Source organism: Mesorhizobium sp. P2_C4 (assembly GCF_056404575.1).
Genome location: NZ_JBFUDT010000002.1, coordinates 726,278 through 752,992, shown reverse-complemented (window position 1 = coordinate 752,992; position 26,715 = coordinate 726,278). Strand labels below are relative to the sequence as shown.

The following is a 26,715-nucleotide window of genomic DNA, read 5'->3' as shown; positions in this document are numbered from 1 at the left end:
TGATGTCAGGATGAGAATATCTGACCCGTTCCCTTATTGTTCCCGGCGGCGGGCTCGCCTATAAGGTGCGTCCGCCTGCGCCCCAGGGTGGTAAGAGGAGTTTGACCCATCATGATCGACCCCAAAACCGCAAGGCGGGGCCTCGCGCTCGTTTTCACCACGCTGCTGCTCGACATCATCGGCTTTGGCATGATCATGCCGGTGCTGCCGGCCTATCTCAGGGAATTGACCGGCGTCAGCATCAGCGGTGCGGCGATCGAAGGCGGCTGGCTGTTCTTCGTCTATGCGGCCATGCAGTTCTTTTTCGCGCCCATCATGGGCGGCCTGAGCGACCGCTTCGGCCGGCGGCCGATCCTGCTCGCCTCGGTGCTGACCTTCTCTATCGACAATCTGATCTGCGCAGTCGCCTGGTCCTATCCGATGCTGTTCATCGGCCGTGTGCTGGCCGGCATTTCGGGCGCCAGCTATTCGACGACGTCGGCCTTCATCGCCGACATCTCCAACGATGAGAACCGTGCCAAGAATTTCGGCCTGCTCGGCATTGCCTTCGGTGTCGGCTTCGTCATCGGCCCGGTGTTGGGCGGATTGCTCGGCACGTTCGGACCGCGCGTGCCGTTCTATTTCGCCGCCGGGCTTGCCTTCGTGAACTTCCTGATCGCGATGTTCTTCCTGCCGGAAACGCTGGATGAAAAGCACCGCCGCCGCTTCGAGTGGAAACGCGCCAACCCTGTGGGAACGCTCCTCCAGATGCGCCAATACAAAGGCATTGGCTGGGTCGGGCTTGTCTTCTTCCTGATGACGCTCGGGCACATGATGTACCCGGCGGTGTGGTCGTTCGTTTCCACGTACCGTTATGGTTGGAGCCAACAGCAGATCGGCTTTTCGCTCGGTGCCTTCGGCCTGTGCGGAGCGATCGTCATGGCGACTGTCCTGCCGCGGGTGATCCCCAGGCTTGGTGAGTGGAAGACTGCGGCAATCGGTCTTGCGTTCACGGCGCTCAGCGCCTTCGGCTATGCCTTCGCGTCGCAAGGCTGGATGATCTATGCAGTCATCGTCGTCGGTTGTCTCGAAGCGTTGGCCGACCCACCGCTGAGGAGTCTCGCTGCCGCCAAGGTGCCCCCTTCGGCGCAAGGCGAACTCCAGGGCGCGATGACCTCGATCTTCTCGATCACCTCGATCATCACGCCGCTGCTCTATACGGCGATCTTTTCCTGGTTCACCGGGCCGAACGCGCCGGTGACCTTCGGCGGCGCGCCCTATCTGGTTGGCGGGTTGTTCATGACGCTGGCGCTCATCGTCTTTGTCACCAAAGTGGCGAGGCCCGCGGCACTTGGAAAGGTCACGAGCGACGTCGCGGAAGATGGGGCCAAGATATGAGCCATGCGCGCCGCATCGTCCTGACCAAGGATGGGCTGTCGCTGTCGCGCCTCGTCTTCGGCGCCTGGCGCCTGCTCGACGGTGATGCTCGGCCGGATGCGGAAGCCGTCGCCCGGCTGATCGGCACGGCGGTCGATCTCGGCCTGACCAGCTTCGACCATGCCGACATCTACGGGAACTATGAGGTGGAAGCGGCCTTTGGCACCGGGCTGGCGCGCTGGACGGGCAAGCGCGACAGCATCGAGCTGATCTCCAAATGCGACATCATGCTGAAGTCGGCCAACCGGCCGGGCAACAAATTGAAGCACTACGACACCAGCGCTGCTCACATCGTTGCGTCGGTGGAGCGCTCGCTGACCAATCTCGGCACCGACTATCTCGACCTTCTGCTGCTGCACCGGCCGGACCCGTTGATGGATGCCGATGAGACGGCAGGGGCACTGGCCGGGCTGGTCACATCGGGCAAGGTGCGTGCGCTCGGTGTTTCCAACTTCACGCCGTCGCAGTTCGACCTGCTGGCCTCACGGCTGCCTTTTGCACTGGTCACCAACCAGATCGAGATGTCGGTGCTGAAAACGACAGCGCTGACGGACGGCAGCCTCGACCATGCGCAGCGGCTTGCCTATGCGCCGATGATCTGGTCGCCGCTTGGCGGCGGCTCGCTGTTTATCGGCAAAGGGGAACGCGAGGCGCGGGTGCGTGCAGCACTTGCCGCCGTGGCGGCGGAAACCGGAGTTGCCGATCTCGCTGCGATCGCCATTGCCTGGCTGCTGCGCCATCCCGCCCGGCTGCTGCCGGTGCTGGGCACGATGAAACCGGAGCGATTGGCCGGCATGGTCAAAGCGCTGGATATCAGCCTCGACCGCCAACAATGGTTTGCCATCCTGGAGGCCAGCGAAGGCCGTCCGGTGGCGTAAGCATCAGGCGCGCTCGGCCAGCAATTCTTCGCCGCGCTTCTCGCGAATGAGATTGACGAAGCGGCGGAACAGATAGTGCGAGTCTTGGGGGCCCGGCGAGGCTTCGGGATGATGCTGGACCGAGAACACCGGCCTTCCGGTCAGCGCGATGCCGCAGTTCGAGCCGTCGAACAGCGAGACATGGGTTTCCTCGACGCCCTCGGGCAGCGAGTCGGCATCGACGGCAAAGCCGTGGTTCATCGAGACAATCTCGACCTTGCCTGTCGTGTGGTCCTTGACCGGATGGTTGGCGCCGTGATGGCCCTGATGCATCTTTGCGGTCTTGCCGCCCAGCGCCAGCGCCAGCATCTGGTGGCCGAGGCAGATGCCGAACACCGGGATATCGGTCTTCAAAAGATCCTGGATGACCGGCACGGCATAGTCGCCGGTGGCTTCCGGGTCGCCGGGGCCGTTGGAGAGAAAGATGCCGTCCGGCTGCATGGCCAGGATCTCTTCGGCGCCGGTGCTGGCCGGCACCACGGTCACCTTGGCGCCGAGACCGGCAAGCAGCCGCAAGATGTTGCGCTTGACGCCATAGTCGATGGCGACGACATGCATGGACGGATCGACCTGTTCGCCAAAGCCTTCGTTCCACACCCATTGCGTCTCGTGCCAGACCGAGGACTGGCCGGAGGTGACCTCCTTGGCCAGATCAAGCCCGATCAGGCCGGACCATGCGGCAGCGCGCCGCTTCAGATCATCAATGTCGAAGACGCCGTCGGGCGCGTGCGCGATGACGGCATTGGGCATGCCCTTTTCGCGGATCAGCGCGGTCAGCGCTCGGGTGTCGATACCCGACAGGGCGACGATGCCGCGCTTCTTCAGCCATTGGTCGAGACCGGTTCCGGCGCGGTAGTTGGACGGATTGGTGACATCGGCCTTGAACACGGCGCCGACGGCGCCTGAGCGTGCCACCGGATTGAGATCCTCGATGTCCTCGTCATTGGTGCCGATGTTGCCAATATGCGGGAAGGTGAAGGTGACGATCTGGCCGGCATAGGACGGGTCGGTGAGGATTTCCTGGTAGCCGGTGAGCGCGGTGTTGAAGCAGACTTCGGCGACGGCGGAGCCGGTGGCGCCCAGCCCCCGACCCTCGATGACGGTGCCGTCGGCCAGCACCAGCAGAGCGGTCGGCTTCTCGGTGGCCCAAGGGGTCGTTGCCATCGCGGCGCTCCTATCAAGCTGCTTTGCGATTGCCGCGCACAGCATTCGGCGTGGCGGCGATTTATCGAGCCCGCTCACGTCAATCCATTGTCTTATGCAAGGCCGAGTACATAGGGGAAGGCGCCAGAGCGGTCAATCATGCCGTGCCAAAACGGTGGGCATTTGTTTCGTCAAACAATATCAGGGACTTGGCGCGTTTGCTTTACGAGTTCGCCGCGGTTATTGTCCGCGCCGTTCGAAGGAGAAAGCATCATGCGCGCAAAAATCGCCGAATCCCTGAAGAGTGCGATGAAGGCGCAGGACAAGCGCCGGCTGCCGACGCTGCGGCTGATCCAGGCCGCCATCCACGACCGCGACATCCTCAATCGCGGTTCGGCCAAGGAGCCGGCCAGCGACGACGAGATCCTGCAGATCCTGGCCAAGATGGTGAAGCAGCGCGAAGAGTCGGCCAAGGCCTTTGACGATGGCAAGCGGCCGGAGCTTGCCGCGCAGGAGCGCGACGAGATGGCCATCATCCGCGATTTTCTGCCGACGCAGCTGGACGACGCCGCGGTGACGGCGGCCGCGCGCGAGGCGATCGCTGCCACCGGTGCCGCCAGCCAGAAGGACATGGGCAAGGTGATTGCTGCGCTGAAGCAGAAATATGCCGGCCAGATGGATTTCGGCAAGGCAAGCGGCATCGTCAAGGGGCTGTTGCAGTAGGGATTTTCCCGAGGCCACCTTTCGGGTGTGAGCTGACGCCGGCTTTGGCCGTGCCTATTCGGCAGCGGCGGGGACAGGCGGCGTTGCGTTGCTGCGTCCCTCCGAAATGTAGGAAACGGCAGCGACCGCCACCGCGACCAGCATGGCCAGCGCGCCGACGACCGGCAGGCTGCGATAGCCGTAGCCGGCATTGAGCATGGCGGCACCCAGCGATGCGGCGAGCGCGATGCCGACATTGAAGCCGGAGGGGATGAGCGAGGAGGCGAGGTTGGAGGCGTCTGCCGTCCAGGCCAGGATGCGGGTCTGGATCGGCGTGCCGATGGAGAAGTTGAGGCCGCCCCAGACGACGATCGCCACGACCATAGGCAGCGGATAGGGGCTGACGGCATAGATCACCGCGAGCGTGACCGCTTGCAAGCAGAGCAAGGTGATGAGCGACGGCATCAGCTTCCAGTCGGAGAGCTTGCCGCCGACGAAGACACCGATCGTGGCGCCGACGCCATTGAGCAGAAGCACCCAGGGCACCAGGCTCTTGTCGAGGCCGGTAACTTCAAGCAGCGTCGGCGTGATGTAGGTGAACAGGGTAAACTGGCCGATCATCAACATCAGCATCAGGATCAGCGAGGTCCAGACCTGCTGGCGGGCCAGCACGCGCACCTCGCGGGCAAAGCCTGCCTGCTGGTTCGTCGCGCCTGCCGTGCGCGGCAAAAGCGCCAGCATGGCCAAGGTCGCGACCACGCCCAGTGCGCACATCACCCAGAAGGTGGCGCGCCAGCCCCACAGCGTGCCGATGGCGGTTCCGGCGGGAACACCGATGACGTTGGAGACGGTGAGGCCGGACAGGATGACCGCCACCGCCATGCCGCGCTTGTCCTCGGGGACGAGGCCGACCGCGACCACCATGGCGACGCCGAAATAGGCGCCGTGCGCCACGGCCACGGCGATCCGCAACGCCAACATCGACGCAAAGTCGGGTGCCAGCGCGCAGGCGGCCTGGCCGATGGTGAAAGCTATCGAAAGGCCAAGCAACAGGGCCTTTCGCGAAAAGCCTTTTGTGGCGAGCGTCAGCAGTGGGCCGCCAATGGCGATTCCGCAGGCGTAGCCCGAGACGAGATAGCCTGAGGTGGGGATCGAAACGCCAAGGCCATCCGCCACCTGCGGCAGCACGCCGGCAATGACGAACTCGGTGGTGCCGAAGGCGAAGGCGGCAAAGAACAGGGCGAAAAGCGGCAGCATGGCGCGGAAGCGATCCTCAGACAAGGTCGCCTCAAATCATGGATGGAGCTTGCCGGCAATGCAGAAATTGTCGCCGACGCTTTAGGTTTTCTTGATCATCTCGCCTTGGCGATGTGCTGCCAGCAAGGTTACGCGGCCGTTTTCCGACCGTAAGGAATCTTCAGCCACGCCCGTTCATGAAAATAGTAGAGCAGCGATTTGGTGACGACTTCGGTCAGGCCGATGGTAGCGGCGAGTTTGATGCTGCCGGTCACGACGAGCGAGATGATGATCGTGTCGATGGTGCCGGTGACGCGCCAGGAGAGCGCCTTGGCGAAACTGCGCGAATGCGTATCCATCGATTTTCCTCCCGGTGGACTTTGATCGATCCTTAGCCGACGGACAGGAGGTGGCGCAAAGGTATTATTGGGCCCGGCTGCTGAACTTGGGAGACCGCTCAGCTCGCCTTCAACCGCGAGCCGGTGAGCAGGCCGCGTTCCTCGAGCACGGGATAGGCCATCGACGCCAGCAGCGAGTTGATCTGCTTGAGGTCGCGGATGGTGTCGAGATGGATCGAGCTGGTCTCGACGCTCTTGGCGGTGCCGTCGCGCAGGCGCACGAAATGGCTGGCGCTGGTTTCCTTCTCGCGGTCGCGCAGCCGGTCCTTTTCCAGCACCAGCTGGCGGGCGGTCTCGGGATCGCGCGACACCAGAACATTGAAGGCGAGCCGCGCATTGGCAAGCACCGAGGCGTGGAAGGCGCAAAGCTCGCGCCAGCCCTCGGGCGTGAATTCCAGTCCGCGCTCGAGCTTCTTCTTCACATGCACCAGCATGTTGCGCACGATGATGTCGCCGACCTGTTCGAGCTTGACGCAGGCGCCGATCAGTTCCTGGCAGCGCAAGGCCTCGTCTTCGGTCAGCGGGTTCCTGGTAAGCTTGGCCAGGTAGAGCTTGATCGCCGCGTGCTTGCGGTCGACGCGGTCATCGAGCGCTGCCAGCGCCTTTATCTTGTCGGCGTCGGCACTTTCATAGAGCTCGATGATGCGCTTCAGCATGATCTCGACCGTCTCGCAGACCCGCACCACCTCACGCGCGGCGTTGGCCAATGCCTGGCTCGGCATGTCGAGCGCGCTGTCGTTGAGCGCCGACAACTCCACGACATCGAGCGCATTGGCCGGCACCGGCGGGGTGCCGAGCGCTACGATTTTTTCCGAAGCGCGATAGACGAGACCCGCCAGCGGCAGGCCGGCGAGCAGGATCAGGACATTGAACAGGATGTGGGCGTTGACGATCTGGTCGGGCACGGTGGCGCCGAGAAAGGCGACCGGTGGCTTGAAGGTCATGAACAGGATCAGCATGACCAGCGAGCCCATGCCGCGCATCAAGAGGTTGCCGATCGGCACGACACGAACGCCGGGCTCGGCATTGCGGGTCAGCAGCGGGGCGATGATCGACGAGCCGAGATTGACGCCGAGCACCAGCACGATGCCGAGTTCCGGTGGGATGAAGCCGCGGCCGGCCAGCGTCACCATCAGCAGCACTGCTGCGATCGAGGAATGGAACAGCCAGGTGATGAGCGCCGCCAGCAGATAGGCGGTCACGGGATCGCCGGAGAAGTAGTTGACGATCATCGGCATCAGCGTGCTCTGGCGCAGTGGCTCCGACGCCTGGCCGATCATTTCCAGCGACAGAAGCAACAGGCCGATGCCGACCAGGATGCGGCCGAACTGGCGCCAGTCGCGCCGCTCGGTGGCCATGAACATGACGGTGCCGGCGGCGAGGCAGATCGGCACCAGCAGCGACAGGTCGAAGGTCAAAAGCTTGACGACCAGGGCCGAGCCGATCTCGGCCCCGCGCACGGCAAGCTGCCCCGATATCCCTGAGACGATGCCGGCGCCGGCGAAGGAACCGACCAGCAGAGTGACGGCGGTGGAGCTCTGCAGCGCGATCGACAGGCCGCAACCGGCCAGCACCGCCATAACAGGGTTGCGCATGGTGGCGCGCAATTTGTGGCGCAGCACGTCACCATAGGCGCGCTCGACGCCGGTCTTGACCATGCGGGTGGCAAACAGCATCAGCGCCACGGCGCCGGCCAGATGCAGGAGGACGACGGAGCCGCTCATCTTGGGGTGTGCATGCGAGCAGGGGCCGTCACGCGGACAGCGTGGCGAGCGGGGTGAAGAACAAGGGTACGAATCATGTTCATGGCAGCGACCGATAATAGTCCGAATATTTTAGCCGGGTAATAAAATCTTGTCGATTTCAGGGACCGTTGCGGCACGACAGGCGGTGTCGGAAAAGGGACGGATGTGGAAACGGGCGCGTTGCCAGGTGGCGGTGGTGTGGCGGATCGGCTGAGCGCGCCGCACTGCAGGCCTGCCTTTGGGATAGTGTTCAATTCTCTTGTGTAAGCAAAGGAATTCATTACATAATTGTAATGCGCGCGTTCAGTTTCAGTTCATCGCCCGGCCGCTACTCCTTGGGCATCGACAACCAAGGAGATTTCTTATGAAACGCATTATCCTTTCTGCCCTCGCTGTCTCGATGCTGGTCGCGACGTCGCTGCAGGGCCAGGCCGCGCCGCTGAATGCGCCGGTCGTACCGCAGTCGAACTACGCGCAGGTCGACTGGCAGCAGCCCGGCAAGCATGTCGACGTCAGGAAGCGCGTCATCGTCAAGAAGCGCGTCGTGGTGAAAAACAACCACTGGAGGCAAGGCCAGAAATATTCCAGCTGGAAGCGCCACCAGCCGATCCGCGACTATGGCCGCTATGGCCTGCATCGCCCCGGCCGCGGCCAGGAGTGGATCCGGGTCGGCAACGACTATGTGCTGGTCAGCATCCTCTCGGGCATCATCTTCGGCGCCATCGCGGCGCACTGATCCGCGCAAGCCGGATCTTGAAGGAGGCGGTCAGCGATGGCCGCCTTCTGTTTTGCCCTGTGGAAACCGGGTATGGTCGGTATTAGGGGTCGTCGGCCCCGGCAAGCGTGATTATATGGACGGGAAAAGAGTTCCCCATGCGCTTTCCACCCGCCTTCCTCGACGAGATACGCGACCGCGTGCCGATCTCCCAGGTGATCGGCCAACGCGTCGCGTGGGACCGGAAGAAGACCAACGCGTCGCGCGGCGACTATTGGGCCTGTTGTCCGTTCCATGGCGAGAAGAGCCCGTCCTTCCACTGCGAGGACAAGAAGGGCCGCTACCATTGTTTCGGCTGCTCGGTTTCGGGCGACCATTTCAAGTTCCTGACCGAACTCGAGGGATTGAGTTTTCCCGAAGCGGTCGAGAAGATCGCCGATATGGCCGGCGTGCCGATGCCGGTTCGCGACGCCCAGGAGGAGCGGCGCGAGAAGGAACGCGCCAGCCTGACCGATGTCATGGAAATGGCGACCGCCTTCTTCCAGGAGCGGCTGCAAGGGCCGGAGGGTGCAAAAGCCCGCGCCTATCTCAGGGACCGCGGGCTGACGCCGGCCACACAGCAGTCGTTCCGCCTCGGCTTCGCGCCGGACAGCCGCAATGCGTTGAAGGAGCATCTTGCCGCCAAGGGCGTGCCCAAGGCCGATATCGAGGCCTGCGGGCTGGTGCGCCATGGCGACGACATTCCGGTGTCCTATGACTGGTTCCGCGATCGCATCATGTTCCCGATCCCGGATTCGAGGGGCAAGATCATCGCCTTTGGCGGCCGGGCGCTGGCGCCCGATGCGCTGGCCAAATACATGAACTCGCCCGACACCGAGCTCTTCCACAAGGGCAATGTGCTCTACAATTTCGCCCGTGCCCGCAAGGCGCTGGCCAAGGGCGGCACGGTCATCGCCGTCGAAGGCTATATGGACGTGATCGCCCTGGCGCAGGCCGGTTTTGAGAATGCCGTGGCGCCGCTCGGCACCGCGCTGACCGAAAACCAGCTCGAACTGTTGTGGCGCATGGCGCCGGAACCGATGCTGTGCTTCGACGGCGACCAGGCGGGGCTGAAGGCGGCGTGGCGCGCCGCCGACATGGCGCTGCCGGCGGTCCAGGCCGGCCGTTCGGTGCGCTTTGCGCTGCTGCCGGAGGGCAAGGATCCAGACGATCTGGTCAAGGCGGAAGGACCGGACGCGTTTCGTGTCGTGCTGGCGGAAGCGCGGCCGCTCGCCGATTTGTTGTGGATGCGCGAGACGGCGGGCGGTGTCTTCGACACGCCGGAGCGGCGGGCGGGGCTAACAAAGACGCTACGCGAACTGACCAGCCGCATCCGCGATGAGAGCCAGCGCTACCACTACCAGCAGTGGATGCGTGAGCGGGAGCAGAACTTCTTCAGCGCCCAGCGCAATGTTCGGCAAGATCGTCAGGATTGGAAACCGGGGCGGGGCAAGACGCCCCCACCTGGCGGACAGTTCGCGAAAGGTAGCGGCGTCGGCGCGCGGGCCGCGATCACCGAAAGCCTTGGCCGCTCCGCCATGGTCAAGCGCGGCGGCGAGATGATGTCGGTGCGCGAGGCGACGATCATTGTCGCGCTGATCAATCATCCGGCGCTGATCGACGAGAACTTCGCCCATGTCGAGTTCCTCGACCTCGCCAACACCGATCTGAAGCGACTGCACGCCGCTATCCTCGACGCCATGGCGCATGACATGGCTAATGACCGCCACGCCGTGATCGCGACAATTGAGCGCGCCGGCTGCAGCGACATCTGGGCGCGCTCGGTGGCGCTGATCAAGCGTGCCAGGCAGTGGCCAGCGCTGGAAACCGCGGCGCTCGACGATGCCCGCGACGCCTTCAACCAGGCGCTGCACTTGCAGCGCAGCGCGCGCACCTTACATAGAGAGCTGAAACAGGCGCAAGCGGCGCTCGATGCGGATCCCTCGGACGAAAATTTCCGGCATCTGGTCGAGATTCAGGCGCAATTCAATGATGTGCAAGCGACGGAAGCGTTGATCGAAGGGTTTGGCGTGTCTTCAGGGCGTGCCGGGCGCGTGTAGGTCAAAGCCTGCGTCGAAGTGAAAGAGCAAGAACGTGCTTACGCGTCGAATTGGGCGCGCGGCGCTCTAAGTCGGGTAATTGATTCGCTTTTTTCATGCGAATCATGCGAGAGGCGCTTGACCTTCTGGCAGAATGGCGGAATCAGGACGATTCGAAACGTTAACCCGCACCCGGCGTCGATGGGTAATGCAACGATGTGAGGTACTGGTCACTGGACAGGCAAGCTGCCTGCCACAGATATCAGGGTTAATCTGGACTTAACGAGAGATGCAGTTACTGGCCCCGGTGAAGCGCGTTTGACAACGAGCGCATCCAATTTGACCGGTCCGGCAGCATACGCGGCTTTGATGTTCAGCCGCTAGGAGAAAACAAAGACTATGGCGACAAAGGAAAAGGAAGAGGTCGAAACCGAACGCGAAGGCGCCACCGATGGGCCTCTGCTCGACCTTTCCGATGATGCTGTCAAGAAGATGATCAAGGCCGCCAAGAAGCGCGGCTATGTCACCATGGACGAGCTGAATTCGGTGCTGCCCTCGGAGGAAGTCACCTCCGAGCAGATCGAGGACACGATGGCGATGCTGTCCGACATGGGCATCAACGTGGTCGAGGACGACGAGCAGGGCGAGGAGCCCGAAGCCACTGATACGGCCGCCGACGCCGAGGAAGACGCCAACGAGCTCGCGGAGCAGACCGGCACCGCCGTTGCCGCCACGACCACCAAGAAGGAGCCGACCGACCGCACCGACGATCCGGTTCGCATGTATCTGCGCGAGATGGGCTCGGTCGAGCTTTTGTCGCGCGAAGGCGAAATCGCCATTGCCAAGCGCATCGAGGCCGGCCGCGAGACGATGATTGCGGGCCTGTGCGAAAGCCCGCTGACCTTCCAGGCCATCATCATCTGGCGCGACGAGCTCAACGAATCCAAGATCCTGCTGCGCGAGATCATCGATCTCGAGGCGACCTATGCCGGACCCGAAGCCAAGCAGGCGCCGGTGGTCGAGCGCATCGAGGAAACCCCGAAGCCCGAGGAAAAGTCGCGCCGTTCGCGCGACGAGGAAGAAGACGTCACCAATGTCGGCGCCGACACGCGCGGACTGGTCGATGACGACGAGGAAGACGAAGACGAGGCCAGCCTGTCGCTGGCGGCGATGGAAGCGGAACTGCGCCCGCAGGTGATGGAGACGCTCGACGTCATCGCCGACACCTACAAGAAGCTCAGGAAGCTGCAGGATCAGCAGGTCGAAAACCGGCTGGCTGCCGCCGGCACGTTGTCGCCCAGCCAGGATCGCCGGCTGAAGGAGTTGAAGGACCAACTGATCAAGGCGGTGAAGTCGCTGTCTCTCAACACGGCGCGCATCGAGGCGCTGGTCGAGCAGCTGTACGACATCAACAAGCGCCTGGTGCAGAACGAAGGCAAGCTGCTGCGCCTGGCCGAAAGCTACGGCGTGCGCCGCGAGGAGTTCCTGAAGGAATATCAGGGCTCGGAACTTGACCCGAACTGGACGCGCTCGATCGGCAATTTGACCTCGCGCGGCTGGAAGGAATTCACCAAGAACGAGAAGGACGCGATCCGCGACCTGCGCGCCGAGATCCAGAACCTCGCCACCGAAACGGCGATCTCGATCCTGGAATTCCGCAAGATCGTCAATCAGGTGCAGAAGGGCGAGCGCGAAGCCGCGATCGCCAAGAAGGAAATGGTCGAGGCCAATCTGCGCCTCGTTATCTCCATCGCCAAGAAATACACCAATCGCGGCCTGCAGTTCCTCGACCTGATCCAGGAAGGCAATATCGGCCTGATGAAGGCGGTCGACAAATTCGAATACCGCCGCGGTTACAAGTTCTCGACCTACGCGACATGGTGGATCCGGCAGGCGATCACCCGTTCGATCGCCGACCAGGCGCGCACCATCCGCATTCCGGTGCACATGATCGAGACGATCAACAAGATCGTGCGCACCTCGCGCCAGATGCTGCACGAGATAGGCCGCGAGCCGACGCCGGAGGAACTGGCCGAAAAACTCGCCATGCCGCTGGAAAAGGTGCGCAAGGTGCTGAAGATCGCCAAGGAGCCGATCTCGCTCGAAACGCCGGTCGGAGACGAGGAGGATTCGCATCTGGGCGATTTCATCGAGGACAAGATGGCGATCCTGCCGATCGACGCGGCGATCCAGGCCAATCTGCGCGAAACCACGACGCGCGTGCTGGCTTCGCTGACGCCGCGCGAGGAGCGCGTGCTCAGAATGCGCTTTGGCATCGGCATGAACACCGATCACACGCTGGAAGAAGTCGGCCAGCAGTTCTCGGTCACCCGCGAGCGTATCCGCCAGATCGAAGCCAAGGCGCTGCGCAAGCTGAAGCACCCGAGCCGCAGCAGAAAGCTGCGCAGCTTCCTGGACAGCTGAGGCCCGCCACGGGTACGAGCATTTCAAAAGGGCGCCGATGGCGCCCTTTTTCGTTGGTGACACAGGGATCGGGTTGCCAAACGCGCGGCTCTTGCGGCCCGTCTGTTTCGGGCAGATAGTTTCCAAGTCGGATGCATTTTCTGGGCGACAACCCGGATGCCCGCCCCGGCGGTGACGCCGTGCTCCGTGGCCCCGGAGGGAGGTGTGCCATGACGACTTACATCGTGCTTATCAACTGGACGGAGCAGGGCGCTAAGAATGTGCGCGACTCGCCAAAGCGGCTCGATGCCGCCAGGAAGATGCTGGGGGACATGGGCGGGTCGTTCAAGGCGTTTTATCTCACCATGGGCGAATGCGACATGGTGGCGGTGGTCGAGGCGCCCGACGATGCGGTGCTCGCCCGCTTCTCGCTGATGCTGGCGAGTGGCGGCAACGTCAAGACGCGAACGCTGAAGGCTTTCCCGGAGGTTGCCTATCGCGAGATCATCGCATCACTTGGATAGATACGGTCCAGATTCGAGCGACGAGCGGTAAGACCAAATAACTTTCTCGATCGCCCATGGTCAGGCGCCGCTTGACGGCGCCTGATGGCGCTTCCCAGGGCGAACATCAACGCGCCCTTTGACTCGCACGCACTATGAAGACGAGGCCAAAAGCATCGTTCGACGGCTCTATCTCAGAGCTTCGGCTACGAATTCTGATTCCGGGCGCGCAACGGGAAGACGCGACGCGACGTCGTGGTAGGATAGGCCATGTCTGAACCGCATTCACATTCGCATCTGTGGCCCGGTGTGCCGCTTGCTCTCGGCTCTGCCGCCTTGTTTGGTGCGGCACCGCCGCTTTCCAAGCTGCTGCTTGATACCGTCAACCCCTTCATGCTGGCCGGCCTGCTCTATCTCGGCGCCGGTGTGGGGCTGGCCGTATTTCGTCTGCTCCGAGGCGCGGAAGCACGGGCCGGCGAAGCACAGCTGGCGCGCAAGGACCTACCATGGCTGGTGCTGGCCATCGGCATGGGCGGCATCGTCGCGCCGGTGCTTTTGATGTTCGGCCTCACACTGAATACGGCATCCAGCTCCGCGCTGCTGCTCAATCTCGAAGGGCTGGCGACGATGGCGATCGCCTGGCTCATCTATCGCGAGAATGTCGACCGGCGTTTGCTTTTCGGTGCCTTCGCCATTCTTGCCGGCGCGGTTCTGTTGTCATGGGAGGGCAAGGGTGTTGCCTTCAACCTCGGCGCCCTGCTGGTTGCCGGAGCCTGCCTGGCATGGGGGCTGGACAACAATTTCACCCGCAAGATCTCGGCCACCGACCCGGTGGTCATCGCCATGCTCAAGGGCCTTGTGGCGGGCATCGTCAATGTCGGGCTCGGCTTCATTGCCGGTGCATCATTTCCCGCCGCGTCCTTTGTCGCCGCCGCGGCCGCTGTCGGCTTCTTTGGCATCGGCGTCAGCCTGGTGATGTTCATCCTGGCGCTGCGCCATCTCGGCACGGCACGCACAGGAGCCTATTACTCGCTGGCGCCGTTTATCGGTGCGCTGCTTGCCATCGCTGTCGTCGGCGATCCCATGACGCTGAAGCTGGCGATTGCGGGACTTTTGATGGGCGTTGGCCTGTGGTTGCATCTTTCCGAGCGTCACGACCACGAGCATGATCACGAGGCTCTTGAGCATGAGCACAGCCATGTGCATGATGAGCACCATCAGCACCATCATGACGGGCCGGTAACAGAGCCGCATTCGCACCCACACCGGCATGCCCCGATGCGCCATGCGCATGCGCACTATCCCGATCTGCATCACCGGCATGACCACGGCTAACATGGGTCCAAGCCCTTGCTGACCGTCTGGTACAACACGCGCTGTCCGGTCTGCGATGCAGGCATCAGCCGGCAGAAGCGGCGGCTGATCGAGGCGATCAAGGCCGGGCGGATCGCGTTTCGCGACATCAATGCCGAGCCGGCGGCACTGGTCAAATACAATATCTCGCTGGAAGACATCCGCCGCCGACTGCACGCCACCGACGCCGAGGACAAGCTTCTGGTCGGCGCCGATGTCGCAATTGCGGTGTGGAGGGCGACGCCGGGCGAGGGTTGGCTGGCTTCGCTGTTCGGCAACCGCCTCGCACTGCCGCTGACGCATCTTGGCTATGATCGCTTCGCCGATCTTCTCTATGCCTGGAACCGGCGCAAGGGCCGCTGGTAGTTGGCATTCTTGCAGGTTGAAAGGCCCGGAAGCATTTCCGGGCCTTCCCGGGGGCTTCTATCGGGCCGCGGGTTCGCACAGCCAGCCGACGATGCGGCGCACCATCGGCAGCACCAGCAGCAGCGTCGGAAACGCTACCAGCCAGGACAGGCCCCAGGCGGTGAGCCAGATGGCTGGCAGGCCGGGCTGGAAGCCGAGGCTTTTCAGCGTCGAGATGAACGAGACGATGAAGGTCATCAACAGCGACAGCACCAACGGGCTGACGATCGTCGCATAGCGCGCAGGCAGCTTCCTGCGTCGGGTTTTCATGGTCATTGGGATTTTCCCTGAAGTATCCGGTCCGTCGCATTGGCATCCGTTCGCCGGTTCTCCGGCGCAACTGCCCGGAAAGACCGGGGTTGGATGCGTTGCTTGACGTCAGACGCTTACGGAGCAGCCCGAGGCGCTCAAGCGGCCTTCTAGCTGCCGGTTCTGGCGAAGGCAAGCCTCTGGCGCCAGTCTTAGATACATCGTAAGATATATCTTGACTCGACCGACGTGTGCGCCTACTTAAGATATATCGTAAGATAGAACTCAAGGAGCAAACAATGCACAGACATCATCCCTTTGGCGAGCGCGCCGAGCGCGCTTTCATGCACATGGCCGGCAAGTTCAGCGGTCGCGGCGGCGGTTTCGGTCCGTTCGGACATGGCGGTCGTGGCGGTGGCCGTGGCGGGCCAGGCGACATGTTTCGCGCCGGACGCATGCTGGCCGACGGCGATCTCAAGCTGATCACGCTGTCGCTGCTGGCGCAGGCGCCGCGCCACGGCTACGACATCATCAAGGCGCTGGAAGAGCGCACCAGCGGCATCTACAGCCCGAGCCCGGGCGTCGTTTATCCGACGCTGACCTTCCTGGAAGAGGCCGGCTATGCCGCCTCCGCAGCCGATGGCAACAAGAAGGTGTTTTCGATCACCGAGGAAGGGCAGGCGCATCTCAACGAAAATCGCGAGATGATCGACGGCGTGCTCGAGCATCTCGAGCGCTTCGGCCGCAAGATGGCCAAGGCGCGCGACTGGTTCGGCTGGAATGACGACGGCGAGGAAGGCGGGCGGCGCGGTGGGCGTGGTCGCTCGGATGCCCGCGATGAATTCCGCGCCGTGCGCCATCGGCTGCGTGCTGCGCTCGGCGACTTCGTCGATGCGCCGGCCGAAAAGCAGGCCGAGGCGATTGCTGTGCTGGAGGCTGCAGCCGACGCCCTGGAAGCGCTGTCGCGCGGCTGAGCTCTGCAGCGGCCTCAAGCGGCCCTTGCCCGTTCGGTCGAGGAACGGTACTGAAAATCATCCTGCACCCGCGAGACGCGGTGCAGGATGATTGCCGTTGGAGGAAGCCCCATGTCTTTTCTGAAGCGTCTTTTCGGTGGTGGTGGCGGTGAGGCGGGCGCGCCCAAGAGCGCCGCACCGGCAAAGCAGGTCGAGCACAAGGGATTTTTGATCAGTGCCACGCCCTACAAGGCGGAGGGCGGCCAGTACCAGACCTGCGGCGTGGTTTCCAAGGAAGTCGGCGGCGTCATGAAGGAACACAAATTCATCCGCGCCGATCGCTTTGCCGGACTGGACGATGCTGTCGATATCTCGATCAAGAAGGGCATGCAGCTGGTCGACGAGCAAGGCGAGAGGATGTTCGGGTAGGACCCGCGGTGGCCAACGTTGCTCCGGTTGTTTATCTTTTCCCCCGATTTCCGTTCGATAATTTTCGGCCTATGGCTCCGGTATCCCACTCATCTTCTTGAAACATTCGTCAAACGACAGATTACGACAGAGGCCGGGAGGAATGCCTGCGGGCACTTGTGTGGCATCGGGCCGTGGGAATGTTTTCGCCGGCTCATTTGAGCCCGAAAGAACGGCGGCAAGTTTAACAAGCACAAAAAAGATCACAAACCATGCCCACCCGGTAATGGGTGATCGACGCGCCGAACCGGCGGTTTGGATCGATGGTGCGATCGTTTCGGGCTCAGGGTCCTGTCGCGGCGTGGACGCCATACGATATTGAGGTGCCGTCTCAGGATCGATTAGCGCGTGCAACCAGTCAAGCTGTTGACTCTCCCAATAGTTTGATCCGCGATTGCGTGTCCAGCCAAAGCGTTCGTCAAGCAAGTCAAGCAAGCGCTGAATCATCCAGGGCTTGGCCAACGGACGCTGCCGCTCGCCGAAGCCTGATTGCTCGCAAACATAGGTCCGCATGCGGGTTTCAAACTCTCGAATGTCGTCAATCGTCTGTAGAAGTTCGCCATCCAGAATTGCCAGCCAGCTGTCTATTGCCTGCCATTTCTGTGGTTCGGTGATAAGCGACTCGACAGCTTTCATGGCGCGCAGGGCAGGCGCTTCGATGGCAATTGAAGTCGTGCGGGCAGGAGCCGCTTCTTTTGGTGCATCTGGTTCGATGTTTTCGACAAGGAGCGTCTCGATATCATCTTCCATGGCCCGCAAAGCGTGTGCTTCGAGGATAACGGGAACTGCACTCTCGTTGGATAATGGCACGTTCTTCAAAGCGCGCGCGTCGGTGTCTTCGGCAATTTGTGTCTCGTCAGGGGAAGTAATTTTGTCGAAATACTCCCGCCTGTTGACCTGATCGCGCGCCTTCTCGAATGCCTGACGCAATGCAATGAAGCTGTCGCGATCCTCATTGATGTTGATCAGTTTGAGCTTTGTAGCGTAGGCGCGCTTGATCTCGCGTTCGGTGACGTCTTCCCTGTCGGATATTCCGAGCACGGAAAACGCATCAATAAACATCGTACTTCTCTAACGCTTCGAGTTCTTCCGTGATTTGGGATCGCACGGCGGCGATTTCCTTGGGATATTGCCGGGCAAGGATCGCCTCGAATTCCCCAAGCCGTGCCGACAACACCTTGCGTTGCGGCCCCAAGGCATTCTCAAAAGCTTTCGTGATACGCGCGACGAGCGCCGCGTTAACCGCTTCTTCGCGTGGATGGACCTTGATCCGATCAAGTTCCGCCAGGCGTTGCAGAACGTCTTTTTGCGAAAGAGCGCCCGGATTGCCTTCTATGATAAGTCGATGAGCCTTGCCATTGGTGACGACCGTTGCGATGACTTCGAGCACTCCGGACGTATCGTAGGTAAAGCGAACATCGACTGCTTCATTTGCGTTGCGGTTGACGGGAACAGGAACGCTCAATGTGCCTATCTTGACATTGTCGCGTACCAGCGGCGCCTCGCCCTGAAACACATTGAGTTCCACTTTCTGCTGGCCAGGAACTACAGTATTGAAACGCTCAACTCGGCTCGCTGGAATAACCGTGTTGCGCTCAATGATTGGAGCAAAATATCCGGGCAGGGTTTGGCCGTTCGGTCCGACGTGATGGTTTGTCTCGATACCCAAGGTGAAGGGTGAAACATCGGTCATGACGATGTCGTCGAGTGCCTGATGCCGGGAAGCAAGGCCGGCCTGCACTGCCGCGCCCAGGGCCACGACATGATCGGGGTCGAGATCATGTTCCGGAAAACGCTTGAAAAGCTTGGTTATTGCAGACTTGATGATTGGCATTCTCGTTGCACCGCCAACGAGTATGATCCGGTCGATCTGGTCGTTGCCCAGGTTTGCGTCGCGCATCGCGCGCTGTAAAGGGGCCTTCATCCGGTTGACTAACTGCGTCGTTGCCTCCTCAAAACGATCTGCAGAGATAGAAAGATGCTTCTGTTCGCCGTTCAGAACATATCGGATATCGGCGTCTTTGCTGATTGAAAGCTTGTGCTTTGCTTCGTCAGCTAGCGCACGCAGCCGCGACAGATCTCCCTTTCCCAAATCATCACGGCCAAGATCCTTACCCAGCAACGCCACAAGGATATCCGTGAAGTCTTCTCCGCCAAGAAATGCGTCCCCGGCCGACGCCCGCACCTCCATGACGCCAGAAAACATCTCCAGAATTGAAACGTCGAATGTGCCGCCGCCAAGATCCACGACAAGAAAGGTGCTTTCATCGTCCTTGCGATGCAGGCCATAAGCCAAGGCCGCCGCAGTCGGTTCATTGATCAGCCGGCTTACCTTAAGGCCCGCGAGTTGTGCGGCCGCGATCGTTGCCTTGCGTGCACGTCGTTGAAGTAGGCCGGCACGGAAATAACCGCATCGTCAATAGGCTGCTGGAGATGCGCCTCGGCGTCCGCTTTCAAGGAGCGCAGAATGAACGCGGACAACTCTTCCGGGCGAAATGTCTTGCGGCCGAGATGAACCATGTGGTCCGTGCCCATATAACGCTTGAATCGTGCCGTGCTTATATCGGGATTGGACACGAGCCTGTCCTTGGCTGCCTGGCCGACCAGCAAGTCACCACTGTCGCTAAGCCCCACGGCGGAAGGCGTCAGAAAGGCGCCCATAGCATTGGGGATCAATATGGGACCTTCTGCGGTAAAATGAGCTACCAACGAATTGGTCGTGCCAAGGTCAATGCCGAGAATTGGGAACTCAGACAAACAAGTCTCCGTGGGAGGTTTTGAGGTGGCTTGTCATTTATGACGTGTGTGACTTGCACATACTGTACTTGGCATAAAACTCAAAATTGAACTTATCTGAATAATCAAACACGTGTGAAGAGGATTCGCCCGACAACGCGCACACGGTTACGTGGCGATCTCGCGGCGCGTTTCACTACACGCGCTGCTCCGTTTCGGTCGACGTTCGTGGAACAACAAAAAGGCAGGCGCCGGAGCACCTGCCTTTTTCATTCGGGTCGGGAATGGCCTGCGGTTACGCCGCTGCGGCAACCTGCTGGGTCGCGGCCACCACGGCGTCAACCTTGGCCGTCGCCTTGGCGAGTGCGGCGGTTACCGCGTCCGGACCCATGCCGACGCCTTCAATGCGGATGACGTCGACGTCGGTCATGCCGAGGAAACCGAGCACGCCGCGCAGATAGGGGATGGCGTGGTCGAACTGCACGGCCGCACCTTCGGAATAGATGCCGCCCGAGGCCAGCACGATATAGACCTTCTTGCCGGTGACGAGGCCCTTGGGGCCGCCCTCGCCGTAGGAGAAGCTCTTGCCGGAGCGGGCGATGTGGTCGACCCAGGACTTCAGGGTCGACGAGATGCCGAAGTTGATGAAGCCGGTGGCGAGGATGATGGTGTCGGCCGCGAACAGCTCGTCGAGCGCAGCGTCGGAAACGCCGACCACTTCGGCCTGGCGCTCAGTGCGGGCTTCGACAGGCGTGTAGATGCCGGTCGAATAATCGGCGTCAATGTGCGGCAGCGGATTGGCGACGAGGTCGCGCACGACAAGCGTCGCCGACGGATCGGCGGCAAGCAGCTTTTCAGCGAATTCAGTGGCGATGCGGGTCGAGTGCGAGGCAGCGCCGCGCGGGCTGGACGTAACGAGAAGGATGGACATGGGGGCTCTCCAGGGTTGGAATGAATTGTCCAGCCAGATATGGGGCCGCCGACCCATTTGAAAAACTGGTATATTTTGTATAGTATCCATCTACAATCTGGATAAGACGATGCAACCCAACCCGACGCTGGACCAGCTTCAGATCCTTGTGGCCGTTGCCGACACCGGCAGTTTCTCGGCCGCCGGCCGCAAGCTCAACCGCGCGCAATCCGTCATCAGCTATGGCATCGCCAATCTCGAGGCACAGCTTGGCCTGAAACTGTTCGAGCGTGAGGGTACGCGCGAGCCGCAACTGACCGAAGTCGGCCGCGCGACGCTGGAAGATGCGCGGCGCATGGTCGGCGTGCTGCAGCGCATCCGCTCGCGCGTCGACGGCTACCGGCAAGGACTTGAGGCCGAGGTCGTCCTGTCGGTCGACATGGCGCTGCCTTCACCGGTGCTGGTGCGGGTGCTGAAAGCGTTCGAGGCGCAGTTTCCAACGGTGACGCTGCGCCTGCATATCGGCTCGCTGGGGCTGATCGTCGACCATGTCGTCGAAGGGCTGGCCGATCTCGGCGTCGGCGGCATTCCGGGCGATGCGGACGTGCACCTTCTGCGCATCGGCTTCACCTCGCTGGTGCCGGTGGCCGCACCCAGCCATCCCTTGGCGCTGCTGCCAAAACCGGTGGCGGTCGAGGATGTGCGTGAACACACGCAGCTCGTCGTCACCGACCAGTCCGAGCGCACGCGCGGGCGCGACTACGGCGTGTTCGCATACCGCACCTGGCGGCTGACGGATGTTCGCACCAAGCATGCGCTGATGCGCGAGGGGCTGGGCTGGGGCGGGCTGCCGCGATGGCTGGTCGCCGACGACCTGGCCAGCGGCCGGCTGGTGGAGCTCGATCTGGAGCCCTATAGCGAGGTGCGCTCGCCGCTGTTTGCCATGCACCGCGCCGACCGCAGCCCGAAACCGGCTGCGGCCTGGCTGATCGACCAGTTCAAACGCCAGCTCGGCTGCTTCAACGAGTTCGAGCCGGGCCAGGTGCCGGAAGGGGAACCGGGAACAATCCATCCATCAGCGCCATGAGAACGGCGCGGTAATCCTCGGCTGAGGCGCCGGCCTCGGCAGCCAGTGCGGCCCGGTCAAAGGCGGCGGCAAGCAGTGCGGTCAGCGCGTCCACGGGCAATTTTGCCATCGACTGCTCGCGCATCGCCGCCACGAGGCCCTCGCACAGCGAGCGGTTGCCGTGCCGATTGTCGATCTCGTCCATGCCGGCGCGGCCGAGCACGGCCGGCCCGTCAAGCAGCAGGAGCCGGGTGCGGCCGGGCACGCGCATGGCGCTGAGATAGGCGTCCGAGCCGGCGATCAGCGCGTCGCGGGCAAACAACGAGGGCGGCGAAGCGCGCTCGATTTCCTCCGCCACCGCAGCTGCCTCCTGCTCGACGACGGCGGCGAACAGTGCCTGTTTGTCGGCGAAATGGTGGTAAAGCGCACCCCGCGTGACGCCGGCGGCCGCGACGATCTCGGGGGTGCCGGTCTCGGCATAGGGTTTTTCAATGAACAGTTTTCGCGCCGCGGCGATCAAATCGGCGCGCGTCGCTTCGGTGCGGTCGCGGTTGGAGCGGTGCGCGGTTTCTCGTTGCATACATGCAGCCTGTATGTTATTTCGAATTTACATACAGACTGTATGTTATGTGACGGGAGAAGGAAAGATGAAGACGACGAGCTATTATCCGGTGCTGATGACGGGCGACGTGGCCGGCACGAAAGCCTTCTATGTCAAGCACTTCCGCTTCAAGCCGCTGTTTGCGAGCGACTGGTACGTGCATCTGCAGTCGGCCGAGGACCGGCGAGTCAATCTCGGCATCGTCCAGGGCGACCATGAGACCATCCCGGAGGAGGGTCGCGGCCGCACGTCTGGCCTGTTGATCAATTTCGAGGTTCGCGATCCGGACGCGGTCTATGAACGCATCCTTGCCGCTGGCCTGCCGATCCTGCTGTCCTTGCGGGATGAACCCTTCGGCCAGCGCCATTTCATCACCAAGGACCCTAATGGTGTGCTGATCGACGTGATCAAACCGATCCCGCTCAGCCCGGAGTTTCAGGCGCAATTTGTCGAAGAACCGGCAGATTAGAGCCGGAGGCCTCAGCTCGCCCGTGCCACCGGCGTCACCGTCACCTGGCTGACGCCGGTGCGACGCACGACGGTGCACAGCGTTTCGCGACCGATGCGTTCGGCATCGAGCATGCGCACCAGGTCGTCGACGCCGGTGACCGGGCGGCCGTCTATTGCCGCGATGATGTCGCCCTCCTTCAGGCCGGCCTTGGCCGCCGGGCCGTTCTTCTCGATGCTGCGCAGGCGCACGGCCGTGCTGGTCGACACTTGCGACAGAAGGGCGGCGCGGCGCGGCAGGTTTGTCGTGTCGGCGGAAATGCCGATGAAAGCGCGCCGGACGCGGCCGAAGCGAATGATCTCCGAAATGACGAAATTGGCGGTGTTGGAGGCAACCGCGAAGGCGATGCCTTGCGCGCCGTGGATCATGGCGGTGTTGACACCGATGACCTCGCCCGCCGATGACACCAGCGGCCCGCCGGAATTGCCGGGGTTCAGCGCCGCGTCGGTCTGGATGACGTCGTCGATCAGTCGGCCGGTGGAAGCGCGCATCGAGCGGCCGAGCGCCGAGACGACGCCAGCCGTAACAGTCCATTCGAATCCCAACGGATTGCCGATGGCGATGGCGATCTGGCCGCGCCGCAGGCGCTTGGAATCGCCGAGCGGTGCGACGTCGGTAAAGCTGCCGTCGGCGCGCACCAGCGCGATGTCGGTGTCGGGGTCGCGGCCGAGCACGCGGCCTTCGCTGGAGGCGCCGTCCGGCATCGAGACGCGCACCGTGCGGGCATCGCCGACGACATGGAAATTGGTGACGACCAGCCCGTCCGGCGCGATGACGAAGCCGGAGCCATGGCCGCCGGCGCCACCGATGCGCTCGATGCGGCACACGGCCGGACCGATGCGGTCGACCGCATCGGCAACGGTCGTCGAATAGGCGTCAAGCAGCGTGTCGTCGGATTGGAATCTTGGGGCGAGGAGGGCCATCGGCGGGGCTCCGTGTTATCAGGCTTGATGATGACTATATGTGCGAAGCGGCCCATTCGGTCGCGACCTGACCAGATGGCCAGTCGAACCAGCAACTAGCCGTCAGGCGAGTACAAGCGAACGCGTAGCCGAGCGATATCTGGGGCATGAGAAAACCCAGGAGACCCCAATGAGCGACTTCAACCTGAGCGCATTTTCCGACGCCATCGCCGACATCGCCGCAACCGCGGCGCCGGTGGCGGCGAGCTTCGCCACCCATCACCACCGCACGGCGACCGCCTTCCACTGGCGCGACGGCTATTTCGTCACTGCCGAGGAGGCGGTGGAGACCGGCGAAGAGATCGAGCTGACGCTGGCCTCCGGCGAGACCGTGAAGGCCGAACTGGTTGGACGCGACCCTTCGACCGGTGTCGCTTTGCTGAAGCCGGCAGGTGCTGTCAGCGCGCCGTCTTTGTTAAGCAAGGAGGGGCTGGCCAAAGCCGGCGCGGTGCGGCCGGGCAACCTGGCCATCGCCGTCGGCAACAGCGATGGTTCGGCGCTCGCCGTCTTCGGCACGGTCGCCGAGGTCGGTCCGGCCTGGCGCTCGATGCGCGGCGGCACGATCGACCAGCGCATCAATCTTGCGGTTGGTGCCGGCGGCCGTTTCGAGGGCGGCCCGGTTCTCGACGCTAAGGGTGCGTTGATCGGCATGCTTTTGTTCGGGCCGCGCCGGCGGGCGTTGGTCATGCCCTACGAGACGATCGAGCGGGCTGTGGCGACGTTGCGCGAGAAGGGTCATGTTGCGCGCGGCTATCTCGGCGCCGGCCTGCACCCGATCCGCGATGGCAACGCGCATGGCGCCATGGTGATGAGCCTTGACGACAATGGTCCGGCCAAGGCCGCCGGCCTCTCTCTGGGCGACATCATTGTCTCGTGGAATGGCGAAGCGGTGCACGGCCCGCGCGAGCTGATCCGCAAGCTCGGGCCCGACAGCGCAGGCGCCTCGGTGACGCTCGGCGTGGTGCGCGGCGGCGAGACGCGCCAGGTCGTGCTGACCATCGGCGAAAAGCCGCTGAGCTGAGAGAATCGATGGCAAGCAGCGAGGCTGACGGAATCTCAGGGCGGCGGCTGACAGTGCTGATCGCGCTCGGCGATGCCGCGCGCGCCGAGCGCCTGTCCGCCGCGCTTGCCATGAGCGACGATCTGCTGCCGGTTGTCGTCGGCGGCGGCGAGGCGGCTGATGTCGCCATCGTGGATGCCGACGCGCTGGAAAACGGCACGCTGAGCGGCGGCGGCGCCGATGCACCGCGTGTACTGCTCTCCTCGGGGGCAAGCCGCGTGCGGCCGACGGGTGCGGTGTTTGCCGTGCTGCCGGCGGCAGCGGACGCGCTGCTGGTCGCCGCTGCCGTCAGGCTGGCGGCGGCGGGCTACCGGATTTCAGGCGAGGGGCGCCCCTTGTCCGACCGGCGTGACGATTTCCATGATGGCGATGGCGACCCGTTCGAAGATGAGACGCTCGACGGCGTTTCATCCAGGCCATCGCTTTCGCCGCGCGAGAGCGAAGTGCTGGCGCTGCTGGCCGAGGGCGCGCCCAACAAGGTCATCGCGCGGCGGCTCAACATCTCCGTGCACACGGCAAAGTTCCACGTCGCCGCGATCCTGATCAAGCTGGGTGCCGCCAACCGCACCGACGCGATTGCCATCGCCATGCGGCAGGGCCTGGTGCTGGTTTAGGGAACCCAAGTTCTGGGCGGCCCTCCGCAGCGTCACCATGGCTTCCCCTTACAATCTCTTGTATCCGCAAGCTGCGCAGGCAAGGATTGCGCAAAGAGATAGGTGGAGGAAAAATGTCGCTCAAGGGAAAGACGCTGTTCATCTCCGGCGGATCGCGTGGCATTGGTCTGGCGATCGCGCTACGCGCCGCGCGCGATGGCGCCAATGTGACGATCGCGGCCAAGACCGCCGAGCCGCATCCGAAGCTGCCGGGCACGATCTACACGGCGGCTGAAGAGATCGAACAGGCCGGCGGCAAGGCACTGCCGATGCTGTGCGACATACGCGAGGAGGCGCAGGTCGCCGAGGCGGTGGCAAAAACCGTCGAAAAATTCGGCGGCATCGACATCTGCATCAACAATGCCAGCGCCATCCAGCTTACCGGCACGCTGGAGACCGACATGAAGCGCTACGATCTGATGCACCAGATCAACACCCGCGGCACGTTCCTGGTTTCCAAAATGTGCATTCCGCACCTGAAGTTGGCGCAAAATCCTCATATTTTGAATCTGGCGCCGCCGCTCGACATGAAGGCCAAGTGGTTCAAGAACCATGTCGCCTACACGATGGCCAAATTCGGCATGTCGATGTGCACGCTGGGCATGAGCGCGGAGTTCGCCAAAGACGGCATCGCGGTCAATTCGCTGTGGCCGATCTCGACCATCGACACGGCGGCGGTGCGCAATCTTCTGGGCGGTGCGACGGTGGTGGCAATGAGCCGTTCGCCCGACATCATGGCCGATGCCGCGCATGCGATCCTGATGCGGCCGTCGCGCGAGGCGACCGGCAATTTCCACATCGACGAGGAGGTGCTGCGCGCCGAGGGCGTCAGCGACTTTTCAGTCTATGCGCCCGGTGCAACAGGCCCGCTGGCTGGCGACTTCTTTGTGCCCGATGAGGTGTTTGCGAACTCGAGCACGAAGATAAAAGGCATCTACTAGCGGCACCGCCGCTGGCGTCATTCCTCGGCGGCCTTCTTGACTTTGCCCAGACCCATCAGCCGGTCGATATAGGCGAGCATGAACGCCGAGGCGACGAAGGCGAGGTGGATGATGGTCAGCCACATCAACTGGTCGGTGGTGTAGGAGACCGAATTCAGGAACACCTGCAACAGGTGGATCGAGGAGATCGCGACGATGGTCGAGGCGACCTTGACCTTCAGCGAACCGACATCGATCGTGCCCAGCCAGTGAACCTCGCCGTCATTCTCGTCGAAGCGGCTGACGAAGTTTTCGTAGCCGGAGATGATGACCATCACCACCAGCGAGGCGACCAGAGCCGCGTCAATCAGGCTGAGCATCTTCAGGATGGTGTCGGTCTCGCCGAGCGTGAAGGCCATGAGAACGAACTCATAGAGCTTCTTGCCGAAGGACAGCGCATAGATGGCCAGCGCCAAGCCCAGTCCGAGATAGAACACCACGAGCAGCCAGCGCGACGCAAGAATGATCGATTCAATGGCGAGTTCGAGGCGTTTCATAGAACGGTTCCGGTCTGGTTCTTCTTGAGGGCGGTATTTCAGGCAGACCGCCACCGTT

26 protein-coding genes and 1 pseudogene are annotated in these 26,715 nt (G+C 62.6%); 16 read left to right on the top strand and 11 right to left on the bottom strand.

Annotated elements, in window-relative coordinates; genetic code table 11:
- Positions 1-111 precede the first annotated feature (111 nt).
- On the top strand, positions 112-1,377 hold the full coding sequence (locus AC1DX6_RS09920) for a TCR/Tet family MFS transporter (protein ID WP_477312685.1): 1,266 nt from the start codon (positions 112-114) through the stop codon (positions 1,375-1,377).
- Positions 1,374-2,294 (top strand): aldo/keto reductase, encoded by a 921-nt coding sequence (locus AC1DX6_RS09915; RefSeq protein ID WP_477312683.1) that lies wholly within the window; start codon positions 1,374-1,376, stop codon positions 2,292-2,294. The genes AC1DX6_RS09920 and AC1DX6_RS09915 overlap by 4 nt, the downstream gene beginning before the upstream one ends.
- A 3-nt stretch (positions 2,295-2,297) precedes the next feature.
- On the opposite strand, the gene carA is transcribed toward AC1DX6_RS09915, so the two are convergent.
- Entirely contained in the window at positions 2,298-3,497 is a 1,200-nt protein-coding gene (gene carA, locus AC1DX6_RS09910; RefSeq protein ID WP_477312681.1) for a glutamine-hydrolyzing carbamoyl-phosphate synthase small subunit, read from the bottom strand.
- A 252-nt stretch (positions 3,498-3,749) separates the two neighbouring features.
- On the opposite strand from carA, the gene AC1DX6_RS09905 reads away from it, so the two are divergent.
- Positions 3,750-4,199 (top strand): GatB/YqeY domain-containing protein, encoded by a 450-nt coding sequence (locus AC1DX6_RS09905; protein WP_477312679.1) that lies wholly within the window; start codon positions 3,750-3,752, stop codon positions 4,197-4,199.
- A 54-nt stretch (positions 4,200-4,253) separates the two neighbouring features.
- Here the strand turns inward: AC1DX6_RS09905 and AC1DX6_RS09900 are convergent, their stop codons facing one another.
- The 3 genes from AC1DX6_RS09900 to AC1DX6_RS09890 form a co-directional block, all read right to left on the bottom strand.
- The gene (locus tag AC1DX6_RS09900; RefSeq protein WP_477313677.1) at positions 4,254-5,435 is read right to left on the bottom strand and encodes an MFS transporter; all 1,182 of its coding nucleotides are present in this window, start codon (positions 5,433-5,435) and stop codon (positions 4,254-4,256) included.
- Positions 5,436-5,563: 128 nt separating this feature from the next.
- Positions 5,564-5,773, bottom strand: coding sequence for a DUF2061 domain-containing protein (locus AC1DX6_RS09895; RefSeq protein WP_477272597.1), 210 nt, complete (start codon positions 5,771-5,773; stop codon positions 5,564-5,566).
- Positions 5,774-5,871: 98 nt separating this feature from the next.
- The gene (locus tag AC1DX6_RS09890; RefSeq protein WP_477312677.1) at positions 5,872-7,536 is read right to left on the bottom strand and encodes a Na/Pi cotransporter family protein; all 1,665 of its coding nucleotides are present in this window, start codon (positions 7,534-7,536) and stop codon (positions 5,872-5,874) included.
- A 385-nt stretch (positions 7,537-7,921) separates the two neighbouring features.
- Here AC1DX6_RS09890 and AC1DX6_RS09885 point away from each other — a divergent pair, with 385 nt between their 5' ends.
- The 6 genes from AC1DX6_RS09885 (at position 7,922) to AC1DX6_RS09860 (ending at position 14,975) form a co-directional block, all read left to right on the top strand.
- The gene (locus AC1DX6_RS09885) at positions 7,922-8,293 is read left to right on the top strand and encodes an RcnB family protein (RefSeq protein WP_477312675.1); all 372 of its coding nucleotides are present in this window, start codon (positions 7,922-7,924) and stop codon (positions 8,291-8,293) included.
- A gap of 137 nt (positions 8,294-8,430) precedes the next feature.
- Positions 8,431-10,371 (top strand): DNA primase, encoded by a 1,941-nt coding sequence (gene dnaG / locus AC1DX6_RS09880; protein WP_477312673.1) that lies wholly within the window; start codon positions 8,431-8,433, stop codon positions 10,369-10,371.
- Between the two features lie 378 nt (positions 10,372-10,749).
- Positions 10,750-12,774: an RNA polymerase sigma factor RpoD gene (gene rpoD / locus AC1DX6_RS09875; RefSeq protein ID WP_477312671.1), complete on the top strand. Its 2,025-nt coding sequence runs from the start codon at positions 10,750-10,752 to the stop codon at positions 12,772-12,774.
- A 209-nt stretch (positions 12,775-12,983) separates the two neighbouring features.
- Positions 12,984-13,277: a GYD domain-containing protein gene (locus tag AC1DX6_RS09870; RefSeq protein WP_477245259.1), complete on the top strand. Its 294-nt coding sequence runs from the start codon at positions 12,984-12,986 to the stop codon at positions 13,275-13,277.
- 249 nt (positions 13,278-13,526) lie between these two features.
- On the top strand, positions 13,527-14,591 hold the full coding sequence (locus tag AC1DX6_RS09865; RefSeq protein ID WP_477312669.1) for a DMT family transporter: 1,065 nt from the start codon (positions 13,527-13,529) through the stop codon (positions 14,589-14,591).
- A gap of 15 nt (positions 14,592-14,606) precedes the next feature.
- Positions 14,607-14,975: a thiol-disulfide oxidoreductase DCC family protein gene (locus tag AC1DX6_RS09860; RefSeq protein ID WP_477312667.1), complete on the top strand. Its 369-nt coding sequence runs from the start codon at positions 14,607-14,609 to the stop codon at positions 14,973-14,975.
- Between the two features lie 57 nt (positions 14,976-15,032).
- On the opposite strand, the gene AC1DX6_RS09855 is transcribed toward AC1DX6_RS09860, so the two are convergent.
- The gene (locus AC1DX6_RS09855; protein WP_477312665.1) at positions 15,033-15,290 is read right to left on the bottom strand and encodes a DUF2798 domain-containing protein; all 258 of its coding nucleotides are present in this window, start codon (positions 15,288-15,290) and stop codon (positions 15,033-15,035) included.
- A gap of 272 nt (positions 15,291-15,562) precedes the next feature.
- Between AC1DX6_RS09855 and AC1DX6_RS09850 the strand changes: the two genes are divergently transcribed.
- Together AC1DX6_RS09850 and AC1DX6_RS09845 are read left to right on the top strand one after the other, a co-directional pair.
- Positions 15,563-16,237, top strand: a complete 675-nt coding sequence (locus tag AC1DX6_RS09850) for a PadR family transcriptional regulator (protein WP_477312663.1) — start codon at positions 15,563-15,565, stop codon at positions 16,235-16,237.
- Between the two features lie 111 nt (positions 16,238-16,348).
- Entirely contained in the window at positions 16,349-16,645 is a 297-nt protein-coding gene (locus AC1DX6_RS09845) for an HlyU family transcriptional regulator (RefSeq protein WP_477312661.1), read from the top strand.
- 69 nt (positions 16,646-16,714) lie between these two features.
- On the opposite strand, the gene AC1DX6_RS09840 is transcribed toward AC1DX6_RS09845, so the two are convergent.
- The 3 genes and pseudogenes from AC1DX6_RS09840 to AC1DX6_RS09830 form a co-directional block, all read right to left on the bottom strand.
- On the bottom strand, positions 16,715-17,746 hold the full coding sequence (locus tag AC1DX6_RS09840; protein ID WP_477312659.1) for a hypothetical protein: 1,032 nt from the start codon (positions 17,744-17,746) through the stop codon (positions 16,715-16,717).
- Positions 17,736-19,393: pseudogene (locus AC1DX6_RS09835) on the bottom strand (Hsp70 family protein). The gene AC1DX6_RS09840 and the pseudogene AC1DX6_RS09835 overlap by 11 nt, the downstream one beginning before the upstream one ends.
- A 322-nt stretch (positions 19,394-19,715) precedes the next feature.
- Positions 19,716-20,351 (bottom strand): FMN-dependent NADH-azoreductase, encoded by a 636-nt coding sequence (locus tag AC1DX6_RS09830; protein WP_477312657.1) that lies wholly within the window; start codon positions 20,349-20,351, stop codon positions 19,716-19,718.
- Positions 20,352-20,460: 109 nt separating this feature from the next.
- Between AC1DX6_RS09830 and AC1DX6_RS09825 the strand changes: the two genes are divergently transcribed.
- Complete coding sequence (locus tag AC1DX6_RS09825; protein ID WP_477312655.1) at positions 20,461-21,417, top strand: LysR family transcriptional regulator; 957 nt, start codon at positions 20,461-20,463, stop codon at positions 21,415-21,417.
- Here AC1DX6_RS09825 and AC1DX6_RS09820 read toward each other — a convergent pair.
- Positions 21,350-21,976 carry a TetR/AcrR family transcriptional regulator gene (locus tag AC1DX6_RS09820; RefSeq protein ID WP_477312653.1) on the bottom strand — a complete coding sequence of 209 codons (627 nt, stop codon included), beginning with the start codon at positions 21,974-21,976 and terminating at the stop codon, positions 21,350-21,352. The two genes, AC1DX6_RS09825 and AC1DX6_RS09820, sit on opposite strands and share 68 nt — an antisense overlap.
- A 67-nt stretch (positions 21,977-22,043) precedes the next feature.
- Between AC1DX6_RS09820 and AC1DX6_RS09815 the strand changes: the two genes are divergently transcribed.
- Positions 22,044-22,466 (top strand): VOC family protein, encoded by a 423-nt coding sequence (locus AC1DX6_RS09815; protein ID WP_477312651.1) that lies wholly within the window; start codon positions 22,044-22,046, stop codon positions 22,464-22,466.
- An 11-nt stretch (positions 22,467-22,477) separates the two neighbouring features.
- Here the strand turns inward: AC1DX6_RS09815 and AC1DX6_RS09810 are convergent, their stop codons facing one another.
- The gene (locus AC1DX6_RS09810) at positions 22,478-23,428 is read right to left on the bottom strand and encodes a S1C family serine protease (RefSeq protein ID WP_477312649.1); all 951 of its coding nucleotides are present in this window, start codon (positions 23,426-23,428) and stop codon (positions 22,478-22,480) included.
- A gap of 169 nt (positions 23,429-23,597) precedes the next feature.
- On the opposite strand from AC1DX6_RS09810, the gene AC1DX6_RS09805 reads away from it, so the two are divergent.
- From AC1DX6_RS09805 to AC1DX6_RS09795, 3 genes are all read left to right on the top strand, one after another.
- Entirely contained in the window at positions 23,598-24,488 is an 891-nt protein-coding gene (locus AC1DX6_RS09805) for a S1C family serine protease (protein ID WP_477312647.1), read from the top strand.
- An 8-nt stretch (positions 24,489-24,496) separates the two neighbouring features.
- Entirely contained in the window at positions 24,497-25,141 is a 645-nt protein-coding gene (locus tag AC1DX6_RS09800; protein ID WP_477312645.1) for a helix-turn-helix transcriptional regulator, read from the top strand.
- Between the two features lie 113 nt (positions 25,142-25,254).
- The gene (locus AC1DX6_RS09795; RefSeq protein ID WP_477312643.1) at positions 25,255-26,121 is read left to right on the top strand and encodes an SDR family oxidoreductase; all 867 of its coding nucleotides are present in this window, start codon (positions 25,255-25,257) and stop codon (positions 26,119-26,121) included.
- A 17-nt stretch (positions 26,122-26,138) separates the two neighbouring features.
- On the opposite strand, the gene AC1DX6_RS09790 is transcribed toward AC1DX6_RS09795, so the two are convergent.
- Positions 26,139-26,657 (bottom strand): TIGR00645 family protein, encoded by a 519-nt coding sequence (locus tag AC1DX6_RS09790; protein ID WP_477312641.1) that lies wholly within the window; start codon positions 26,655-26,657, stop codon positions 26,139-26,141.
- Positions 26,658-26,715: the final 58 nt, after the last annotated feature.

Coding starts and splice junctions, on each gene's coding strand:
- AC1DX6_RS09915 (WP_477312683.1), top strand. CDS start 1,374: ATGAGCCATGCGCGCCGCATCGTCCTGACCAAGGATGGGCTGTCGCTG.
- AC1DX6_RS09895 (WP_477272597.1), bottom strand. CDS start 5,773: ATGGATACGCATTCGCGCAGTTTCGCCAAGGCGCTCTCCTGGCGCGTC.
- AC1DX6_RS09885 (WP_477312675.1), top strand. CDS start 7,922: ATGAAACGCATTATCCTTTCTGCCCTCGCTGTCTCGATGCTGGTCGCG.
- AC1DX6_RS09850 (WP_477312663.1), top strand. CDS start 15,563: ATGCACAGACATCATCCCTTTGGCGAGCGCGCCGAGCGCGCTTTCATG.
- dnaG (WP_477312673.1), top strand. CDS start 8,431: ATGCGCTTTCCACCCGCCTTCCTCGACGAGATACGCGACCGCGTGCCG.
- AC1DX6_RS09855 (WP_477312665.1), bottom strand. CDS start 15,290: ATGACCATGAAAACCCGACGCAGGAAGCTGCCTGCGCGCTATGCGACG.
- AC1DX6_RS09890 (WP_477312677.1), bottom strand. CDS start 7,536: ATGAGCGGCTCCGTCGTCCTCCTGCATCTGGCCGGCGCCGTGGCGCTG.
- AC1DX6_RS09865 (WP_477312669.1), top strand. CDS start 13,527: ATGTCTGAACCGCATTCACATTCGCATCTGTGGCCCGGTGTGCCGCTT.
- carA (WP_477312681.1), bottom strand. CDS start 3,497: ATGGCAACGACCCCTTGGGCCACCGAGAAGCCGACCGCTCTGCTGGTG.
- AC1DX6_RS09795 (WP_477312643.1), top strand. CDS start 25,255: ATGTCGCTCAAGGGAAAGACGCTGTTCATCTCCGGCGGATCGCGTGGC.
- rpoD (WP_477312671.1), top strand. CDS start 10,750: ATGGCGACAAAGGAAAAGGAAGAGGTCGAAACCGAACGCGAAGGCGCC.
- AC1DX6_RS09900 (WP_477313677.1), bottom strand. CDS start 5,435: ATGCTGCCGCTTTTCGCCCTGTTCTTTGCCGCCTTCGCCTTCGGCACC.
- AC1DX6_RS09845 (WP_477312661.1), top strand. CDS start 16,349: ATGTCTTTTCTGAAGCGTCTTTTCGGTGGTGGTGGCGGTGAGGCGGGC.
- AC1DX6_RS09870 (WP_477245259.1), top strand. CDS start 12,984: ATGACGACTTACATCGTGCTTATCAACTGGACGGAGCAGGGCGCTAAG.
- AC1DX6_RS09805 (WP_477312647.1), top strand. CDS start 23,598: ATGAGCGACTTCAACCTGAGCGCATTTTCCGACGCCATCGCCGACATC.
- AC1DX6_RS09820 (WP_477312653.1), bottom strand. CDS start 21,976: ATGCAACGAGAAACCGCGCACCGCTCCAACCGCGACCGCACCGAAGCG.
- AC1DX6_RS09840 (WP_477312659.1), bottom strand. CDS start 17,746: ATGTTTATTGATGCGTTTTCCGTGCTCGGAATATCCGACAGGGAAGAC.
- AC1DX6_RS09810 (WP_477312649.1), bottom strand. CDS start 23,428: ATGGCCCTCCTCGCCCCAAGATTCCAATCCGACGACACGCTGCTTGAC.
- AC1DX6_RS09800 (WP_477312645.1), top strand. CDS start 24,497: ATGGCAAGCAGCGAGGCTGACGGAATCTCAGGGCGGCGGCTGACAGTG.
- AC1DX6_RS09790 (WP_477312641.1), bottom strand. CDS start 26,657: ATGAAACGCCTCGAACTCGCCATTGAATCGATCATTCTTGCGTCGCGC.
- AC1DX6_RS09815 (WP_477312651.1), top strand. CDS start 22,044: ATGAAGACGACGAGCTATTATCCGGTGCTGATGACGGGCGACGTGGCC.
- AC1DX6_RS09905 (WP_477312679.1), top strand. CDS start 3,750: ATGCGCGCAAAAATCGCCGAATCCCTGAAGAGTGCGATGAAGGCGCAG.
- AC1DX6_RS09830 (WP_477312657.1), bottom strand. CDS start 20,351: ATGTCCATCCTTCTCGTTACGTCCAGCCCGCGCGGCGCTGCCTCGCAC.
- AC1DX6_RS09920 (WP_477312685.1), top strand. CDS start 112: ATGATCGACCCCAAAACCGCAAGGCGGGGCCTCGCGCTCGTTTTCACC.
- AC1DX6_RS09825 (WP_477312655.1), top strand. CDS start 20,461: ATGCAACCCAACCCGACGCTGGACCAGCTTCAGATCCTTGTGGCCGTT.